The sequence below is a fragment of the Xanthomonas sp. F1 genome (genome assembly GCF_014199855.1).
The window spans coordinates 885411-899235 of sequence record NZ_JACHOK010000001.1 but is presented as its reverse complement, the minus strand read 5'-3'; the positions used below and the strand labels follow the sequence as shown (position 1 = coordinate 899235).

The 13825-nt window shown below is 71.1% G+C and carries 14 protein-coding genes; 4 read left to right on the top strand and 10 right to left on the bottom strand.

Annotation, left to right across the window (positions count from 1 at the left end; translation table 11 throughout):
• Positions 1 to 78: 78 nt before the first annotated feature.
• From GGR71_RS03700 to GGR71_RS03665, 8 genes are all read right to left on the bottom strand, one after another.
• Positions 79 to 2034, bottom strand: coding sequence for an acetyl-CoA hydrolase/transferase C-terminal domain-containing protein (locus GGR71_RS03700; protein WP_160957234.1), 1956 nt, complete (start codon positions 2032 to 2034; stop codon positions 79 to 81).
• 126 nt (positions 2035 to 2160) lie between these two features.
• A complete protein-coding gene (locus tag GGR71_RS03695; protein WP_160957235.1) occupies positions 2161 to 2718 on the bottom strand; it encodes a flavin reductase family protein in 558 nt (185 codons plus the stop codon).
• 60 nt (positions 2719 to 2778) lie between these two features.
• Entirely contained in the window at positions 2779 to 3396 is a 618-nt protein-coding gene (locus GGR71_RS03690; RefSeq protein ID WP_160957236.1) for a molybdenum ABC transporter ATP-binding protein, read from the bottom strand.
• 28 nt (positions 3397 to 3424) lie between these two features.
• Positions 3425 to 4120, bottom strand: coding sequence for a molybdate ABC transporter permease subunit (gene modB / locus GGR71_RS03685; protein WP_160957237.1), 696 nt, complete (start codon positions 4118 to 4120; stop codon positions 3425 to 3427).
• 9 nt (positions 4121 to 4129) lie between these two features.
• Complete coding sequence (gene modA / locus GGR71_RS03680; RefSeq protein WP_184451629.1) at positions 4130 to 4909, bottom strand: molybdate ABC transporter substrate-binding protein; 780 nt, start codon at positions 4907 to 4909, stop codon at positions 4130 to 4132.
• A gap of 118 nt (positions 4910 to 5027) precedes the next feature.
• A complete protein-coding gene (locus GGR71_RS03675) occupies positions 5028 to 5858 on the bottom strand; it encodes an MBL fold metallo-hydrolase (protein ID WP_160957239.1) in 831 nt (276 codons plus the stop codon).
• Positions 5855 to 6205 carry an ArsR/SmtB family transcription factor gene (locus tag GGR71_RS03670; RefSeq protein ID WP_160957240.1) on the bottom strand — a complete coding sequence of 117 codons (351 nt, stop codon included), beginning with the start codon at positions 6203 to 6205 and terminating at the stop codon, positions 5855 to 5857. Before GGR71_RS03670 ends, GGR71_RS03675 begins: the two co-directional genes overlap by 4 nt.
• A gap of 4 nt (positions 6206 to 6209) precedes the next feature.
• A complete protein-coding gene (locus GGR71_RS03665; protein WP_019800082.1) occupies positions 6210 to 6578 on the bottom strand; it encodes a rhodanese-like domain-containing protein in 369 nt (122 codons plus the stop codon).
• A 160-nt stretch (positions 6579 to 6738) separates the two neighbouring features.
• Here GGR71_RS03665 and GGR71_RS03660 point away from each other — a divergent pair, with 160 nt between their 5' ends.
• The 4 genes from GGR71_RS03660 (at position 6739) to trxC (ending at position 12133) form a co-directional block, all read left to right on the top strand.
• Positions 6739 to 7917, top strand: coding sequence for an efflux RND transporter periplasmic adaptor subunit (locus GGR71_RS03660; protein ID WP_160957241.1), 1179 nt, complete (start codon positions 6739 to 6741; stop codon positions 7915 to 7917).
• Position 7918: 1 nt separating this feature from the next.
• A complete protein-coding gene (locus GGR71_RS03655; RefSeq protein WP_160957242.1) occupies positions 7919 to 11134 on the top strand; it encodes an efflux RND transporter permease subunit in 3216 nt (1071 codons plus the stop codon).
• Positions 11135 to 11213: 79 nt separating this feature from the next.
• Positions 11214 to 11693 carry an OsmC family protein gene (locus tag GGR71_RS03650; RefSeq protein WP_160957243.1) on the top strand — a complete coding sequence of 160 codons (480 nt, stop codon included), beginning with the start codon at positions 11214 to 11216 and terminating at the stop codon, positions 11691 to 11693.
• Positions 11690 to 12133, top strand: a complete 444-nt coding sequence (gene trxC, locus GGR71_RS03645; protein ID WP_160957244.1) for a thioredoxin TrxC — start codon at positions 11690 to 11692, stop codon at positions 12131 to 12133. Before GGR71_RS03650 ends, trxC begins: the two co-directional genes overlap by 4 nt.
• A gap of 88 nt (positions 12134 to 12221) precedes the next feature.
• Here trxC and GGR71_RS03640 read toward each other — a convergent pair whose 3' ends face one another.
• Both GGR71_RS03640 and GGR71_RS03635 read right to left on the bottom strand, forming a co-directional pair.
• Entirely contained in the window at positions 12222 to 13034 is an 813-nt protein-coding gene (locus GGR71_RS03640; protein ID WP_160957245.1) for a S1/P1 nuclease, read from the bottom strand.
• A gap of 146 nt (positions 13035 to 13180) precedes the next feature.
• Positions 13181 to 13801, bottom strand: coding sequence for an OmpW/AlkL family protein (locus GGR71_RS03635; protein ID WP_160957246.1), 621 nt, complete (start codon positions 13799 to 13801; stop codon positions 13181 to 13183).
• Between the last annotated feature and the right edge of the window lie 24 nt (positions 13802 to 13825).

The following is a 13825-nucleotide window of genomic DNA, read 5'->3' as shown; positions in this document are numbered from 1 at the left end:
GTTGCGGCGGATGACCCAAGGCCACGTCGAGCAGCTCCTACATGTGAGCTGCGTCGTTGGGCGGCGCCTGCGCACGCGTCACTGTGGCGCGCGCGTGCGCTGCAGGGCGAACGCCAGCAACGTCGCTTCCAGGCGCTCGCCGACGCTGCGCGGCGCGTCCAGTCCCATGCGCTGCATGCAGGCGGCATCCGCCGCGGGACGCGCCAGTACCGCACTGGCCACCGTCTTCAGCTTGGCGCCGGTACTGGCGGTGTGTTGCTGCAGCCAGGACAGCGCGCGCAGCAGGCGCTGCTCGACCTCGGTGAAATCGCTGCCCAGCGGGTAGTCGGGCAGGGTGCCATCGCGGCGGAACGGCGCCAGTGTGTCGCGCACGCGTTCGGCGCGGTTGCGCAGCCAGTGTGCCGGTGCGGTGAAGTCGGCGGCCAACTTGCCGTTGGCCTTCGCGGCTTCCAGCAACGCCGGCTGTGCCTGCACATCGGCGATCCCGGTCATCGCCGCGATGCAATCCTCGTCGGTCAGGCCGCGCAGGTCGGCGATGCCGTATTCGTTGACGTAGAGATCGCGCAAGTGCCGCGGAATGGTGGTGTGGCCGTAGTTCCAGCGCACGTTGGACTGCGTTGCGCCGCCGTCGCTGCGCACGGCGCGGAACATCAGCACGCTGCGCGCGTCGTCCAGCGCGTGCGCCATGGCCACGAAGTTGTACTGGCCGCCGACGCCGGACACCACGCGGCCGTCGTCCAGCGCATCGGACACCGCCGCGCCGAGCGCGGTGGCCATCATGCACGAGTTGAAGAAACGCGCCTCGCGCCGCTGCACCCGGCGCAGCGCCTCGCCGCCGTAGAGTTGGTTGATCTCGCTGATGCGGCGCATGCCGATCGCCGCGCGTGCCTGCGGGTCCATGTCGCGCAGCCAGGCGTAGAACTCCGGCGAGCCCAGGTAGAACGCGCCCTGCAGGTATTCGCCCTCGCGCTCCAGGCGCTGCAGGTCCTGCGCATTGGCGCTGCCGTCGGCCACACGCTGCAGCAGCGGTGCGTCGTCGAGCACCTTGCGCCGGATCACCCCGCACTGGACCAGCTGCCGAAAGCCCTCGTTGAGCATCTCGCTGCAGCCGAACAGGCCGATCGCGAACGGATCCAGGCCGCCGCATTCGCGCACCGCCGGATGCCGCTCCAGCGCCGGATCCAGCGCCGCCAGCACCTGCCGGTAACGCGCGTTGTCGGTATGCCGCAGCACCAGCGCGTGGCACAGCGCATCGGCCAGGGTGCCGATGCCGATCTGCAGCGTGCCGCCGTCGCGCACTAGGGTGCTGGCGTACAGGCCGATGGCGTAATCGGCATCGGCGACCGGCTGTCGCGGCAACCCGAACAGGCGCGGATACGGCCCCGGCGGGGTCACCACCACGTCGAAGAAGCTCGGCTCCACCGCTGCGCACCCGCCGATCCACGGCAGCTGCGGATCGACTTCGGCCACCAGCAGCGGCCGCGGCAGACCGCGCCGCTGCACCGCGGCCAGGGTGTCCTGGGTGATGTCGTTGTTGCACGAGAACGACAGCCGGGTGCCGTCGGGTTCGCGCGCCACCTTCTGCACGATCAGGTTCGGCGCGCGCTGCGCCACCGCGTCGGCGGCATGGGTGTAGTTGAGGCTGGTGTAGCTGCGCTGCGCCTGGGTCGAGCGCAGCAGCGCGCCGGACTGCATGTAGAACTCTTCGACCTGGATGTGTGCCGGCAGCGCATCGCGCTGCATCGCCTGCACGTAGCGCAGGCGCGGAAAGTCCTCGCCGAAATGGCGTTGCACGAACGGCCGCGCGAAGCGCCCCTGCAGCCCGCCGCCGGGCGCCGGCGGATTGAGCGACAGCGCGGTGTAGATCTGCAGCGGCCGCGTCGGATCGTGTTCGACCCGGTCGTACAGCGCGTTGAGCAGGCGGTGCGGTTTGCCCAGGCCCAGCGGCGCGCCCACCCGCAGCGGGCCGGCGATGCGCTGCAGGATCAGGTCGGCAGCGGCGTCGAGGTCGTCGAGATGATCGGTCATCGGCATAGCTTAGAGGGGCGCGGCCCTTCCATGCACGAACGCTGCGGAGTTGGCACACCCGGCATGTGTGCATGGCCTGCTGAGCGGCCGAAGCCATCGGCCGCTCCCGGTCCTGCCGCCAGCGGGCAGGATCTACAGCATTTCCGGCTTGAACAGGCGCCGCCGCGAGATCTCCGGGCCGGACAGCATGAAGCGGCCGTCGCCCCGGTAGTGCAGAGTGCGTGGCCGCTTGGGCGAGGCGGCGACGTGCGCCTTGACCACCTCCCACACGAACAGGCCGTGTTTGCCGATCTGGCTGCCGTCGTGCAGGCGGCATTCGAAGCTGGCGTAGCACTCGGCGATCAGCGGCGCCGCCACGTGCGTGGCGGGCACCGCGGTGAGGCCGAAGTGCGCGAACTTGTCCAGGTCCGCGCCGCTGCTGTTGCCGATGCCGACCACGGTGTCGACCAGATCGGCAGTGGGCAGGTTGATCACGCATTGCCGGCTGCGCCGGATCAGGTCGAAGCTGTGGTTGGCGCTGGAGACGCAGCATGCGAGCAGCGAGGGAGAGAACTCCAGCACCATGTGCCAGCCCAGGGTCATGACGTCGCGCTGCTGCTTCCAGGCCGAACTGACCAGCACCACCGGGCCCGGCTCGAGGAAGCGGCGCACGTCCTGCGTGGGGAAGTCGAGCTTGCGGTAGCGGCGCATGCGAGGTCTGCCGTGGCGGGAACTTCAGTCTCGCCGGCCCCGGTGAACGCGACGTCGGCGTCAGTCCAGCCGATGCACCGCGTCGGCGATGCGCGCCACTTCCTCGGCCTGGTGGCTGACGTAGAGCATCGGCAGGCGCACTTCGTCGCGCACGCGTTGCAGGTAGGGGATCAGTTCGCTGCGGCGGTCCGCGTCCAGCGCCGACAGCGGTTCGTCGAACAGCAGCAGCGACGGCTGCGACAACAGCGCGCGGCCGATCGCCACGCGCTGCGCTTCGCCGCCGGAGAGCGTGTCGGGACGCCGCTCGAGCAGGGCACCGATGCCGAGCAGCTCGACCACTGCGTCCAGTGCGAAGCGCGCTGGTTGGTCACGGCCGTGACGGCCGTAGCCGAGGTTGCGGCGCACGTCCATGTGCGGGAACAGCCGAGCGTCCTGGAACACGTAACCGATGCCGCGGCGGTGCGCCGGCAGGTCGATGCCGGCGGCGCTGTCGTACAGCACCCGGCCATCGATGGCGATGCGCCCGCTGCGCGGCCGCAGTACGCCGGCGATGGCGTTGAGCAGGCTGGTCTTGCCGGCGCCGGACGGGCCGACCAGGGCGACCACCCGCGCCTGTTCCTCGATGCGCACGTGGCGGGCGAAGCGCCCGCGCTGCAGCTGCAGGTCGATGCTCAGCATCGGCGCAGGCTCCGGGCGCACGCGCCGCTCATGCATCCGCCTCCGCGCCGCGCTGGCGCCGGACCAGCCACTCGGAGGCCAGCAAGGCGCCCAGCGAGATCGCCAGCGCCACCGCCGCCAGCCGCCAGATGCCGGCCTCGGCCCCTGGCACCTGCAGCAGGCTGTAGATCGCCGAGGCCAGGGTCTGGGTCTGTCCCGGGATGTTGGAGACGAAGGTGATGGTGGCGCCGAACTCGCCCAGCGCCTTGGCGAAGCCGAGCACGCCGCCGGCGACCACGCCCGGCCACGCCAGCGGCAGGGTGATGGTGAAGAACACCCGCCACGGAGCGGCGCCGAGCGTGGCGGCGGCCGCTTCCAGGCGACGGTCGGTGGATTCCAGGGCCAGGCGGATCGCCCGCACCATCAGCGGAAAGCCCATTACCGCGCTGGCCAGCGCCGCGCCGGTCCAGCGGAACGCGAACTGCACGCCCAGATGCTCGAACAGCCAGCCGCCGATCGGACCCTGCAGCCCGAACAGCTGCAACAACGCATAGCCGGTGACGATCGGCGGCATCACCAGCGGCAGGTGCAGCAGCGCGTCCAGCAAGGCCTTGCCGAAGAAGCGGCGCCGCGCCAGCAGCCAGCCGCAGGCCACCGCGAACGGCAGGCTGGCCAGCGCCGCGACCAGCGCGACCTTGACGCTCAACGCGATCGCGGTCAGTTCCTGCGCGGTGAACTCGAACAATGGCCTGGCTCAGCGCGGGAGCGAGAAGCCGTGGCGACGGAAGATCGCCTGTGCCGGCGGGGTACCCAGCCAGCGCACGAAATCGGCGGCGGCCTTGGCTTGCGCGCTCGCACGCAGCGGTGCCACCGGATACACGATCGGCGCGTGGCTGTCGGCGGGGAAGGTCGCCAGCACCCGCACCTTCGGTTCGGCCTGCGCATCGGACCCGTAGACGATGCCCAGCGGCGCCTCGCCGCGCGCCACCAGCATCAGCGCGCTGCGCACGCTCTCGCTTTCGGCCAGACGCGGCTGCACGCTGTTCCACTGGCCCAGCGCCTGCAGCGCCGCGCGCGCGTACTTGCCGGCCGGCACGCTGGCGGTCTGGCCGACCGCCAGGCGCCCCTGCGCACCGAGCGCGGCGAGCAACGCGCCGGGCTTGCGCAGCTCGACCTGCGCCGTGCTGGCGGCCGGCGCCACCAGCACCAGGGTGTTGCCGAGCAGGTCGCGGCGCTGCGCCGGGTCGATCAGTTTGCGTTGCTGCAGGTAGTCCATCCATTCCTGGTCGGCGGACACGAACACGTCCGCCGGCGCGCCCTGTTCCACCTGCCGGGCCAGCGTGGAGCTGGCGGCGTAGGACACCCGCACCGGGGTGCCGCGTTCGCGCTGGTAGGCGCTGGCGGCCTCGTCCAGCGACTCCTTGAGGCTGGCGGCGGCGAACACGGTCAGCGGCGTCTGTGCCGAGACGGGGGCGATCGCGGTGGCGACGATCAGCGTGCACAGGCAGAGCAGGCGGCGCAGCGGTCGGGTCATGGGTCACTCCAGCGGGGGCGGGGGAGGCGTTGCGGCAGAGCGCGGCGGTGCGCGCGACCGCCGTCGCACGGCGCTGCCGCAGATCCGCATCCTAGCGCGCCCGCGGCGCGCTGCCTGCTCACGCCGCTGGCGGCGCCAGATCGTCGGTGCGGCCGGCCTGGATATTGGCGCGCACCGACGGCTGCATCAGCCGCGGCTCGGACAGGGTCGCATCGCGCGCCTGGCGCAAGGCCACGAAGGCCGCTTCGTCGATGCCGTCGCGCACGTGGATGTTGGCGCGGCGCTGTTCGCCGATGCTGGTCTGGCAGGCCACCGCGCGGCCGCCGGCGCCGTAGTCGTGGCACACGAACACGCGGGTCGCCTCCGGCAACGCGTACAGCCGCTGGATCGAGCGGTACAGCGTGGCCGCGTCGCCGCCGGGAAAATCGCAGCGCGCGGTGCCGCTGTCGGGCATGAACAGCGAATCGCCCGGGAACAGCGCATCGCCGATCAGGTAGGCGACGCTGTCGCCGGTGTGGCCGGGCACGGCGATCACCTGCGCCTGCAATCCGCCGATCGCAAAGCGCTCGCCATCGGCGAACAGATGATCGAAGCCGCAGCGCGCCTGCGCCTCGGTGTCCAGGCCGAACTGCGGCGCGAAACGGGCGCGAACCTCGCGGATGCCGTCGCCGATCGCCAGCGTCGCCTGCGGCCAGCGCTGCTTGAACCACTGCGCGGCGGACACGTGATCGGCGTGGGCGTGGGTCTCGAGGATCCAGCGCAGGTGCAGTCCACGCTCACCCAGGTACGCGGCCAGCGCCTGCGCCGGCGCGTCGTCCAGTGCGCCGGTCTGCGGGTCGTAACCCACCACCGGGTCGATCACCGCGGCGTCGTGGCCGTCCTCGACCACGTAGCTCCAGGTGCCGGAACCGGCGTGGTGAAAGGGATGGACGTGCGGATGCTGGCTCATCGATCGCTCCTGGTGGCGGCAGGTGGCGCGGCGCTGCAGTAGATGCCGTGCAGCACCTCGAGGATGCGCTGCACCGGGCCGGGCACCAGCGAATAATAGATGGTCTGGCCATCGCGACGGGTCTGCACCAGTCCATCCTCGCGCAGCAGCGCCAGGTGTTGCGACAGCGCCGACTGGCTCAGCTCCACGCGCGCATTGAGCTCGCCGACCGATTGCTCGTGGTCCACCAGCAGGCACAGCAGCAGCAGCCGCTTCTCGTTGCCGAGCGCCTTCAGCAGGCGCGCCGCCTCGCTGGCGTGCGCGCGCATCGCGGCAGGGTCCAGGGCGGTTGCGGCGCGGCGCGGCATGGGCTCAGAAATCGACCGGGCCGCCGGCCGCGGTCCAGCCCAGGAAGCCGCCGGTGAGCGAGCGCACCGCGGTGTAGCCCAGGTGCTGCAGGCTCAGCGCCGCCAGGGTGGAACGGCCGCCGCTGGCGCAGTACAGCAGGATCGGCTGGTCGCGTCGGGCCAGCGCCGGATCGGCATCGAGGCGGAATTCGAGGATGCCGCGCGGGATGTTGATCGCGTTGGGCAGGTGGCCCATGGCGAACTCGCCGGGTTCGCGCACGTCGATGATCCATTCGCCGGGCAGTGGCGTGGCGGCGGCATCGGTGTGGACAGGGGTTTCGTGGATCTGCGCGCGTGCGCGGTCGACCAGGGCTTGGGCGGAGGAGGCGGGCATTGGGGGTGCTCGGCGGGAAAGTGAGTCCATCATATCAGTTGACTCTAATATAAGAAAATTCTAATTTATCTCGCGGCCAGCCTAGGGCGGCCGCGACCGGCTCCGCTGTCATGGAGCCGCCCGCCGACGGCGCGAACGCGCGCCTTTCCAGGAGTTCGACATGGGTGTGCAGGCTGGGCCAAGCGGCGGCGCCGGGATCATGGAACGCGTGCGGCGGCCAGCGCAGGCCGATGCCGCGCCGCTGCGTCGGCGCGCAGGCGTGGCCTGGGTGGCTCCCGCGTTGGTGGCGCTCGCGGTCCTGACGCTCGCCGGCTGCCGCCACGAGGCCGCTGCGATGGTGCCGCCGCCATTGCCGGCATTGGCGACGGCAACGGTGATGCCGGCCGACGCGGTGTCGCGCACCTGGGATGGGGTCGTCGCCGCAGTGGAATACGCCGAGCTGAGCGCGCAGACCGGCGGTCGCGTGCGCAGCGTCGCAGTGGACGTGGGCGACCGGGTCGCCGCCGGCCAGGTGCTGCTGCAACTCAGCGCGGTGGAGCAGCGTGCCGGCGTGGACAGTGCGCAGGCGCAGTTGCGCGCCGCGACGGCCAGCGCCGGCGAGGCCGAGGCCAGCTACCGCCGCTATGCCGCCCTGGCCGATGCGCAGTACGTGTCGCGCGCGCAACTGGATCAGGCCCGCGCCACGCGCGATGCGGCACGTGCGGCCCGCGCTGCGGCCGCCGCGCAGCTGGCCCGGGCGCAACAGCCGGCCGACTACACGGTGGTGCGCGCGCCGTTCGCCGGGGTGATCAGCGCGCGCCAGGTGCAGCCGGGCGAGGCGGTGGCGGCCGGGCAGGCGTTGCTGTCGCTGTACGTGCCTGGCGCGCAGCGCATCGAGGTGCAGGTGCCGCAGTCCGACGCGGAGGCGATCCGCGCCGCGCCGCGCGCGCAAGTGCGGCTGGACGATGGACGCAGCCTGCAGGTCCCGCAGGTGGCGGTGTTCCCCACCGCCGATCCGCGCAGCCACAGCGTAACGGTGCGGGTGCCGCTGCCGCAGCTGCAGCCGGCTCCTGCACCCGGCACCACGGCCAAGGTCGGCTTTGCGCTGGCCGGCGGCGATGCCACGGACGCCATGCCGTTGAGCATGCCGGCCTCGGCACTGCTGCAGCGGGGCGAACTCAGCGCGGCCTATGTCCTGGCCGACGGGCGGCTGAGCCTGCGCCAGCTGCGGATCGGGCGCCGTGACGCGCAGCACGTGGAAGTGTTGGCCGGGCTGCGCGCGGGCGAGCGGGTGGCGCGCGACCCGGCCGCCGCGGGGCAGGCGCTGGCGGCGCAACGGCGCGCGCTGGCGGAGCGCTGAGATGGACGCGGGTTTCGGGATGTCCGGCCGCCTGGCGGCGTTCTTCCAGGCCAATCCGCTGACGCCGGTGCTGGCCCTGCTCTGCCTGCTGCTCGGCCTGGCGGCGGTGGCGATCACCCCGCGCGAGGAAGAACCGCAGATCGACGTGACCATGGCCAACGTGTTCGTGTCGCTGCCGGGCGCCGATGCGCGCGAGGTCGAACAGCTGCTGAGCACGCCGCTGGAACAGAAGCTCGACGAGATCGAAGGCATCAAGCACGTGTACTCGGTGAGCCGTCCCGGGCAGGCGGTGCTGACCGTCGAATTCCAGGTCGGGGTGCCGCGCCAGGCCGCGCTGGTGCGCCTGTACAACCAGGTGTATTCCAATCTCGACGTGCTGCCGACGCGGATGGGCGCGAGCGCGCCGCTGATCAAGCCCAAGGGCATCGACGACGTGCCGGTGATGAGCGTGACCCTGTGGAGCGACGATCCGCAGCGCAGCGCCGCCGACCTCGGCGAGATCGCGCGTACCCTGGAAACCGAGCTCAAGCGCATTCCCGGCACCCGCGACATCTACAGCATCGGCGCGCCGCCGCGGGTGGTCACGGTGACCCTGGACCCGGCGCGGCTGGCCGCCTACGACCTGACCGTGGCCGACCTCGGCCAGGCGTTGCAGGGCGCGAACGTGGTGCGCCCGCTCGGCGACCGCATCGGCGGCGGCCGCGCGGTGCCGCTCAGCGCCGGACGGTTCCTGGCCGACGCCGACGCCGTGCGCGAACTGGTGATCGGCGTGCACGACGGCCAGCCGCTGCAGTTGCGCGATGTGGCCCAGATTCAGGCCGGTGCCGACCTGCCCACGGCCTACGTGTGGTACGGCGCGCCGCCCGCGCATGGTGGCCCGGCGCAGGGGCGCGCGCCGGCGGTGACCCTGGCCATCGCCAAGAAGCCTGGCAGCGACGCCTCTGCGCTCACCCGCGCGGTGGGCGCGCGCCTGCAGGCCTTGCGCGGCGAACTGCTGCCGCAGGGCGTGCATGCAGAGATCACGCGCGACTACGGCGCCAGCGCAGCGGCCAAGGCCGCCAAGCTGATCCACAAGCTGGTGTTCGCCACCGCCTCGGTGATGCTGCTGGTGCTGTTCGCGCTGGGCTGGCGCGAGGCCATCGTGGTCGGCAGCGCGGTGGTGCTGACCCTGGCGCTGACGCTGTTCGCCTCGTGGGCGATGGGTTTCACCCTCAATCGCGTGTCGCTGTTCGCGCTGATCTTCTCCATCGGCATCCTGGTCGACGACGCCATCGTGGTCGTCGAGAACATCCACCGCCATCTGCGCGCCGGCGGCAAGACCTCGCGCGAGGCGATCCCGCCGGCGGTGGACGAGGTCGGCGGCCCGACCATCCTCGCCACCTTCACCGTGATCGCGGCGCTGATGCCGATGGCCTTCGTCAGCGGCCTGATGGGGCCGTACATGCGGCCGATTCCGATCAACGCCTCGGTCGGCATGCTGCTGTCGCTGGCGATCGCGCTGGTGGTGACGCCGTGGCTGGCGCTGAAGCTGTTGAAGCGGCATGTGCCGGCACGCGCCGCGCAGGCAGAGGCCGGTGGCGACGCGCCGCCGCGCCTGCAGCGCCTGTTCGTGCGCTTGTTGCACCCCTTCCTGGATCCGGTGCGCGGCGCGCGCCGGCGCGGCTGGCTGTTCGCCGGCATCGCGGCGCTGCTGCTGGCCGCGATGGGCCTGGTCGGACTGCAATGGGTGGTGCTGAAGATGCTGCCGTTCGACGACAAGTCCGAACTGCAGATCGTGGTCGACCTGCCCGAAGGCAGCACGCTGCAGAACACCGATGCGTTGCTGGTGGACCTGGCCGGGGTGCTCGACCGCACGCCTGAAGTGCACGACTACCAGGGCTATGCCGGTACCTCGGCGCCGGTCAACTTCAATGGCCTGGTGCGGCAGTACTTCCTGCGAAGCGGCAACAACGTCGGCGACCTGCAGGTGAACCTGGTCGACAAACACCAGCGCACGCGCCACAGCCATGCCATCGCCCGCACGCTGCGGCCGCCGCTGGCGGCGATCGCACGCCGGTATGGCGCCTCGCTGAAGGTGGTGGAGGTGCCGCCGGGGCCGCCGGTGCTGTCACCGCTGGTGGCCGAGGTGTACGGGCCGGACTATCCGCGCAGCCGCCAGCTCGCGCTGGCGCTGGCGCGGCGCTTCCTGCACACGCCGAACGTGGTCGATGTCGACACCAGCGTGGAGAGTGCGGCCACCCGCGAAACGCTGGTGGTCGACCGCGTACGTGCCGCGCGCCTGGGCGTGAGCCAGGCGGCCATCGCCGACGCCCTGAGCACGGCGGTGCAGGGCCTGGACGTCACCTGGCTGCACGATGGCGCCTCCAAGGTCGCACAGCCGGTGCGGCTGCGCCTGCCGGCCGCCGCGCAGGCCGCCAGTGCCCGCTTGCTGGCGTTGCGCGTGCGCGGCGGCGACGGACAACTGCTGCCGCTGTCGGCACTGGTGACAGTGCAGCGCCTGCCCTGGGACGACAGCATCGCGCACAAGGATCTGCGGCCGGTGGTGTACGTCACCGGCGACGAGGCCGGGCGCCTGGACAGCCCGTTGTACGGCATGTTCGACCTGGTCGGGCAACTGCGCCGGCACCCGCTCGGCGGCCAGGCGCTGCAGCAGCATTTCATCGCGCCGCCGGCCGACACCGCCGACTTCGCGGTGAAATGGGACGGCGAATGGCAGATCACCTACGAGACCTTCCGCGACATGGGCATTGCCTACGCGGTGGGCCTGTTGCTGATCTATCTGCTGGTGGTGGCGCAGTTCCGCAGCTATCTGCTGCCGCTGGTGATCATGGCGCCGATTCCGCTGACGGTGATCGGGGTGATGCCGGGCCACGCGCTGCTGGGCACGCAGTTCACCGCGACCAGCATGATCGGCATGATCGCCCTGGCCGGCATCATCGTGCGCAATTCGATCCTGCTGGTGGACTTCATCCGTCATGCCTTGGCGCAGGGACGCAGCGCCGAACAGGCGGTGATCGAGGCCTGTGCGGTGCGCGCGCCGCCGATCGTGCTGACCGGCCTGGCGGCGATGCTGGGCGCGCTGTTCATCCTCGACGATCCGATCTTCAACGGCCTGGCGGTGGCGCTGCTGTTCGGCATCCTGGTCAGCACCGCGCTGACCCTGCTGGTCATCCCGCTCTTGTACTACCCGCTGGCGCGGCGCGCAGCGGCGGCGTGAGCACGACGCTGTGTCCACATGCCGTTACCCGTGCCGGCGTAGAGTCGAACGTCCCTTTCTTCGCAGTGGAGCTTCCGCCATGCCCATCGGCGATCCGATCCGCGTCACCCTGGAGCAGGCCACGGACTTCGCGTTCCGCATCCGCTTCGACGAAACCGCGCTGGACTCCTGGCTGAGCGACGAAACCGCGCCGCTGGGCCAGGAGCGCGGTCCCAATCCTTCGCGGATCTTGCTCGCCGGCATCGCCAATTGCCTGGCGGCCAGCCTGCTGTTCGCGATGCGCAAGTACAAGAACGATCCGGCCGGCGTGGTCGCGCACATCACCGCCACGCCGATGCGCAACCCGGAAGGGTTCTGGCGCATTCCGCAGGCGTCGGTGGAACTGCAGTTGCCCGGCGCCAACCAAGACTATGCGCAGTTGGAGCGGATCCTGGCCCAGTTCGAGCAGTTCTGCGTGGTCACCGAGAGCGTGCGCCAGGGCATCGACGTGCAGGTGACGGTCAAGGATGCGCAAGGCACCGTGCTGCTCGGCGACAAGAGCATCGAGGCCGGGGCATGAGCGAGCCGCTCCATGTCGCCTGCCCGCACTGCGCAGCACTCAACCGCGTGCCGGGCGAGAAGCTGGCGGCGTCCCCGCAGTGCGGGCGCTGTCATCGCGCCTTGTTCGACGCCACGCCAGTGACGCTGACCGTGGACAGCTTCGCTGCCCACGCCGAGCGCAGCGACCTGCCGTTGCTGGTGGACGTCTGGGCGCCGTGGTGTGGCCCGTGCCGGACCATGGCCCCGCATTTCGCCGCTGCCGCGGCGCAATTGGAGCCGCGGTTGCGCCTGGGCAAGCTCGACAGCGACGCGCAGCCGGCGTTGGCCGGGCGCTTCGGGATTCGCAGCATTCCGACCTTGCTGCTGCTGCGCCAGGGCCGCGAACTTGGCCGCCACAGCGGCGCCATCGGCACGGCCGAGATCGTGCGCTGGGCGCGGGCGCAGCTAGGTGTGGCGTAATTGCTTTTGTAGGAGCGGCTTCAGCCGCGATGGGCTTGCCTAGGAAAGCCCATCGCGGCTGAAGCCGCTCCTACACTGTGCGCCGCGCTTACTTGCCGAGCGCTGCGTTCAAGGTCGCCGCCAGATCGGCACCGGCCTGGCGCAACTGCGCCTCGGCGACCGGGCGCCAGGTCGTCACGTAATCGGCCGGCAGCTTGGCGCCAGGTGGATAGAAGCCCGGGCGCATCATGATCTTGCAGGAGGCCTCGGCCCAGGCGGCCGCCGGCGGCGGCAACGCGCTGCCGGCCGGCGATGGCGCCGGCAATGGCTGCTTTTCCAGCTCGGCCAGGTAGGCCTGTTCGTCCAGCCCGCGGCTGCGCAGCAGGCCGCTGTCCCACAGCGCGTGCAGATTGGTGCCCTTGCCTTCGAACTGGATCTGCACGGTGTTGGCGCCCTTGTCGCGGGCGTAGCCGGCATGCAGCGGCTGCTGCACGTCACCGGCGAAATGCACGACGAACTTCAGTGCCTGCGCGCGCGCGGCCTGCGGCTGGCTGCGGTCGGCGAGGATCGCGGTCTGGCGGCGCAGCGCCTCGACCGCGCAGTTGCCATCCGGGCAGTCACGGGTCTGTTCGTAGTGGCAGTCGTTTTCGGCCAGATTGACGTAGTGCCAGCGCGCGCTGCGCTTGCCCAGGTCGGGATCGTGTTCGCGCAGCTGGTCGGCCCAGTTGGCCACGCCGGCCAGGGTCGGGTCGGGTTCGCCCTGCAGCAGGGTCTGGACCTGTGCGCGGGCTTGCGGAGTGAGTTGGGTGTCGGCGAGATCGGCGACCAGGCGGTGGCCCAGCGGGCCCCAGGCGAAGGCGGCGGACGGTGCGGCGGCGAGGGCCGCGGCGAGCACGGTGCAAACGAGGGAAGAGGTTTTCATGCGCGGATTCTAGCCGGCGCCGACGACGCGGCCATGACCCGTGCCGGGTCCCCGTTGCGCTGCCGCTCAGCGTGGCGGACAACGCCGCGCAGCAGGTAGGCCAGCCGCTCCAGGCCGCGTCCGCGGACGCGGCCCGATGCGCGGGCTCAGAAGTACATCAGGTAGGCGACGCCGTAGGTGACCGGATCGAGCTTGGCCTTGCCGAGCTTGCTGCCATCCACCTCCACGTCGCTGCGCATGCCGGTCCAGCGTGCGTCCACGCGGATCGCGCTGCGCTCGCCCACGGCGAAGTCCACGCCCGTATGCAGTGCCGGGCCGATGCTGTCCTTGAACTTCACGTCATTGGACGAAAACGCGCCCTTGCCGTCGCTGCCGAGGAAGGCGGTGTAGTTGAGGCCGGCGCCGACGAACGGGGAGATGTCGCCGTTGCCGTTGAAGTGGTACTGCAGCGAGATGGTGGGCGACAGCATCCAGGCGCTGCCGATGTCGCCGCCGCGGTCCACGCCGATCTTCTGCTGGCCGACCAGGCCCTGGATCTCCACGCCGAGGTTGCCGCGGAAGAAGTATTCGTAACTGAACGACACGGCCGGCGCGGTATCAGCGTCGAAGCGCTGGTCGCTGCCGCGCAGCGTGCCATTGGAGCCGCCCGGCACCATGCCGTGCAGGCCGTAGCTGGTGGTGAAATGGCCGGCCGATTGCGCCGCGGCGGGCAGGGCGATGCTGGCGAGGGCGGCGACGGCAAGGCGACGGAACAGGCGTGGCGGCATGGGAGACCCCGGTGGACGACGAGT

Excerpts from the sequence above, each read along its gene's own strand:
- GGR71_RS03650 (WP_160957243.1), top strand. The coding sequence starts at position 11,214 with ATGCCCATCGGCGATCCGATCCGCGTCACCCTGGAGCAGGCCACGGAC.
- GGR71_RS03640 (WP_160957245.1), bottom strand. The coding sequence starts at position 13,034 with ATGAAAACCTCTTCCCTCGTTTGCACCGTGCTCGCCGCGGCCCTCGCC.
- GGR71_RS03675 (WP_160957239.1), bottom strand. The coding sequence starts at position 5,858 with ATGAGCCAGCATCCGCACGTCCATCCCTTTCACCACGCCGGTTCCGGC.
- GGR71_RS03700 (WP_160957234.1), bottom strand. The coding sequence starts at position 2,034 with ATGCCGATGACCGATCATCTCGACGACCTCGACGCCGCTGCCGACCTG.
- modA (WP_184451629.1), bottom strand. The coding sequence starts at position 4,909 with ATGACCCGACCGCTGCGCCGCCTGCTCTGCCTGTGCACGCTGATCGTC.
- GGR71_RS03695 (WP_160957235.1), bottom strand. The coding sequence starts at position 2,718 with ATGCGCCGCTACCGCAAGCTCGACTTCCCCACGCAGGACGTGCGCCGC.
- GGR71_RS03635 (WP_160957246.1), bottom strand. The coding sequence starts at position 13,801 with ATGCCGCCACGCCTGTTCCGTCGCCTTGCCGTCGCCGCCCTCGCCAGC.
- GGR71_RS03670 (WP_160957240.1), bottom strand. The coding sequence starts at position 6,205 with ATGCCGCGCCGCGCCGCAACCGCCCTGGACCCTGCCGCGATGCGCGCG.
- GGR71_RS03665 (WP_019800082.1), bottom strand. The coding sequence starts at position 6,578 with ATGCCCGCCTCCTCCGCCCAAGCCCTGGTCGACCGCGCACGCGCGCAG.
- trxC (WP_160957244.1), top strand. The coding sequence starts at position 11,690 with ATGAGCGAGCCGCTCCATGTCGCCTGCCCGCACTGCGCAGCACTCAAC.
- GGR71_RS03655 (WP_160957242.1), top strand. The coding sequence starts at position 7,919 with ATGGACGCGGGTTTCGGGATGTCCGGCCGCCTGGCGGCGTTCTTCCAG.
- GGR71_RS03690 (WP_160957236.1), bottom strand. The coding sequence starts at position 3,396 with ATGCTGAGCATCGACCTGCAGCTGCAGCGCGGGCGCTTCGCCCGCCAC.
- GGR71_RS03660 (WP_160957241.1), top strand. The coding sequence starts at position 6,739 with ATGGGTGTGCAGGCTGGGCCAAGCGGCGGCGCCGGGATCATGGAACGC.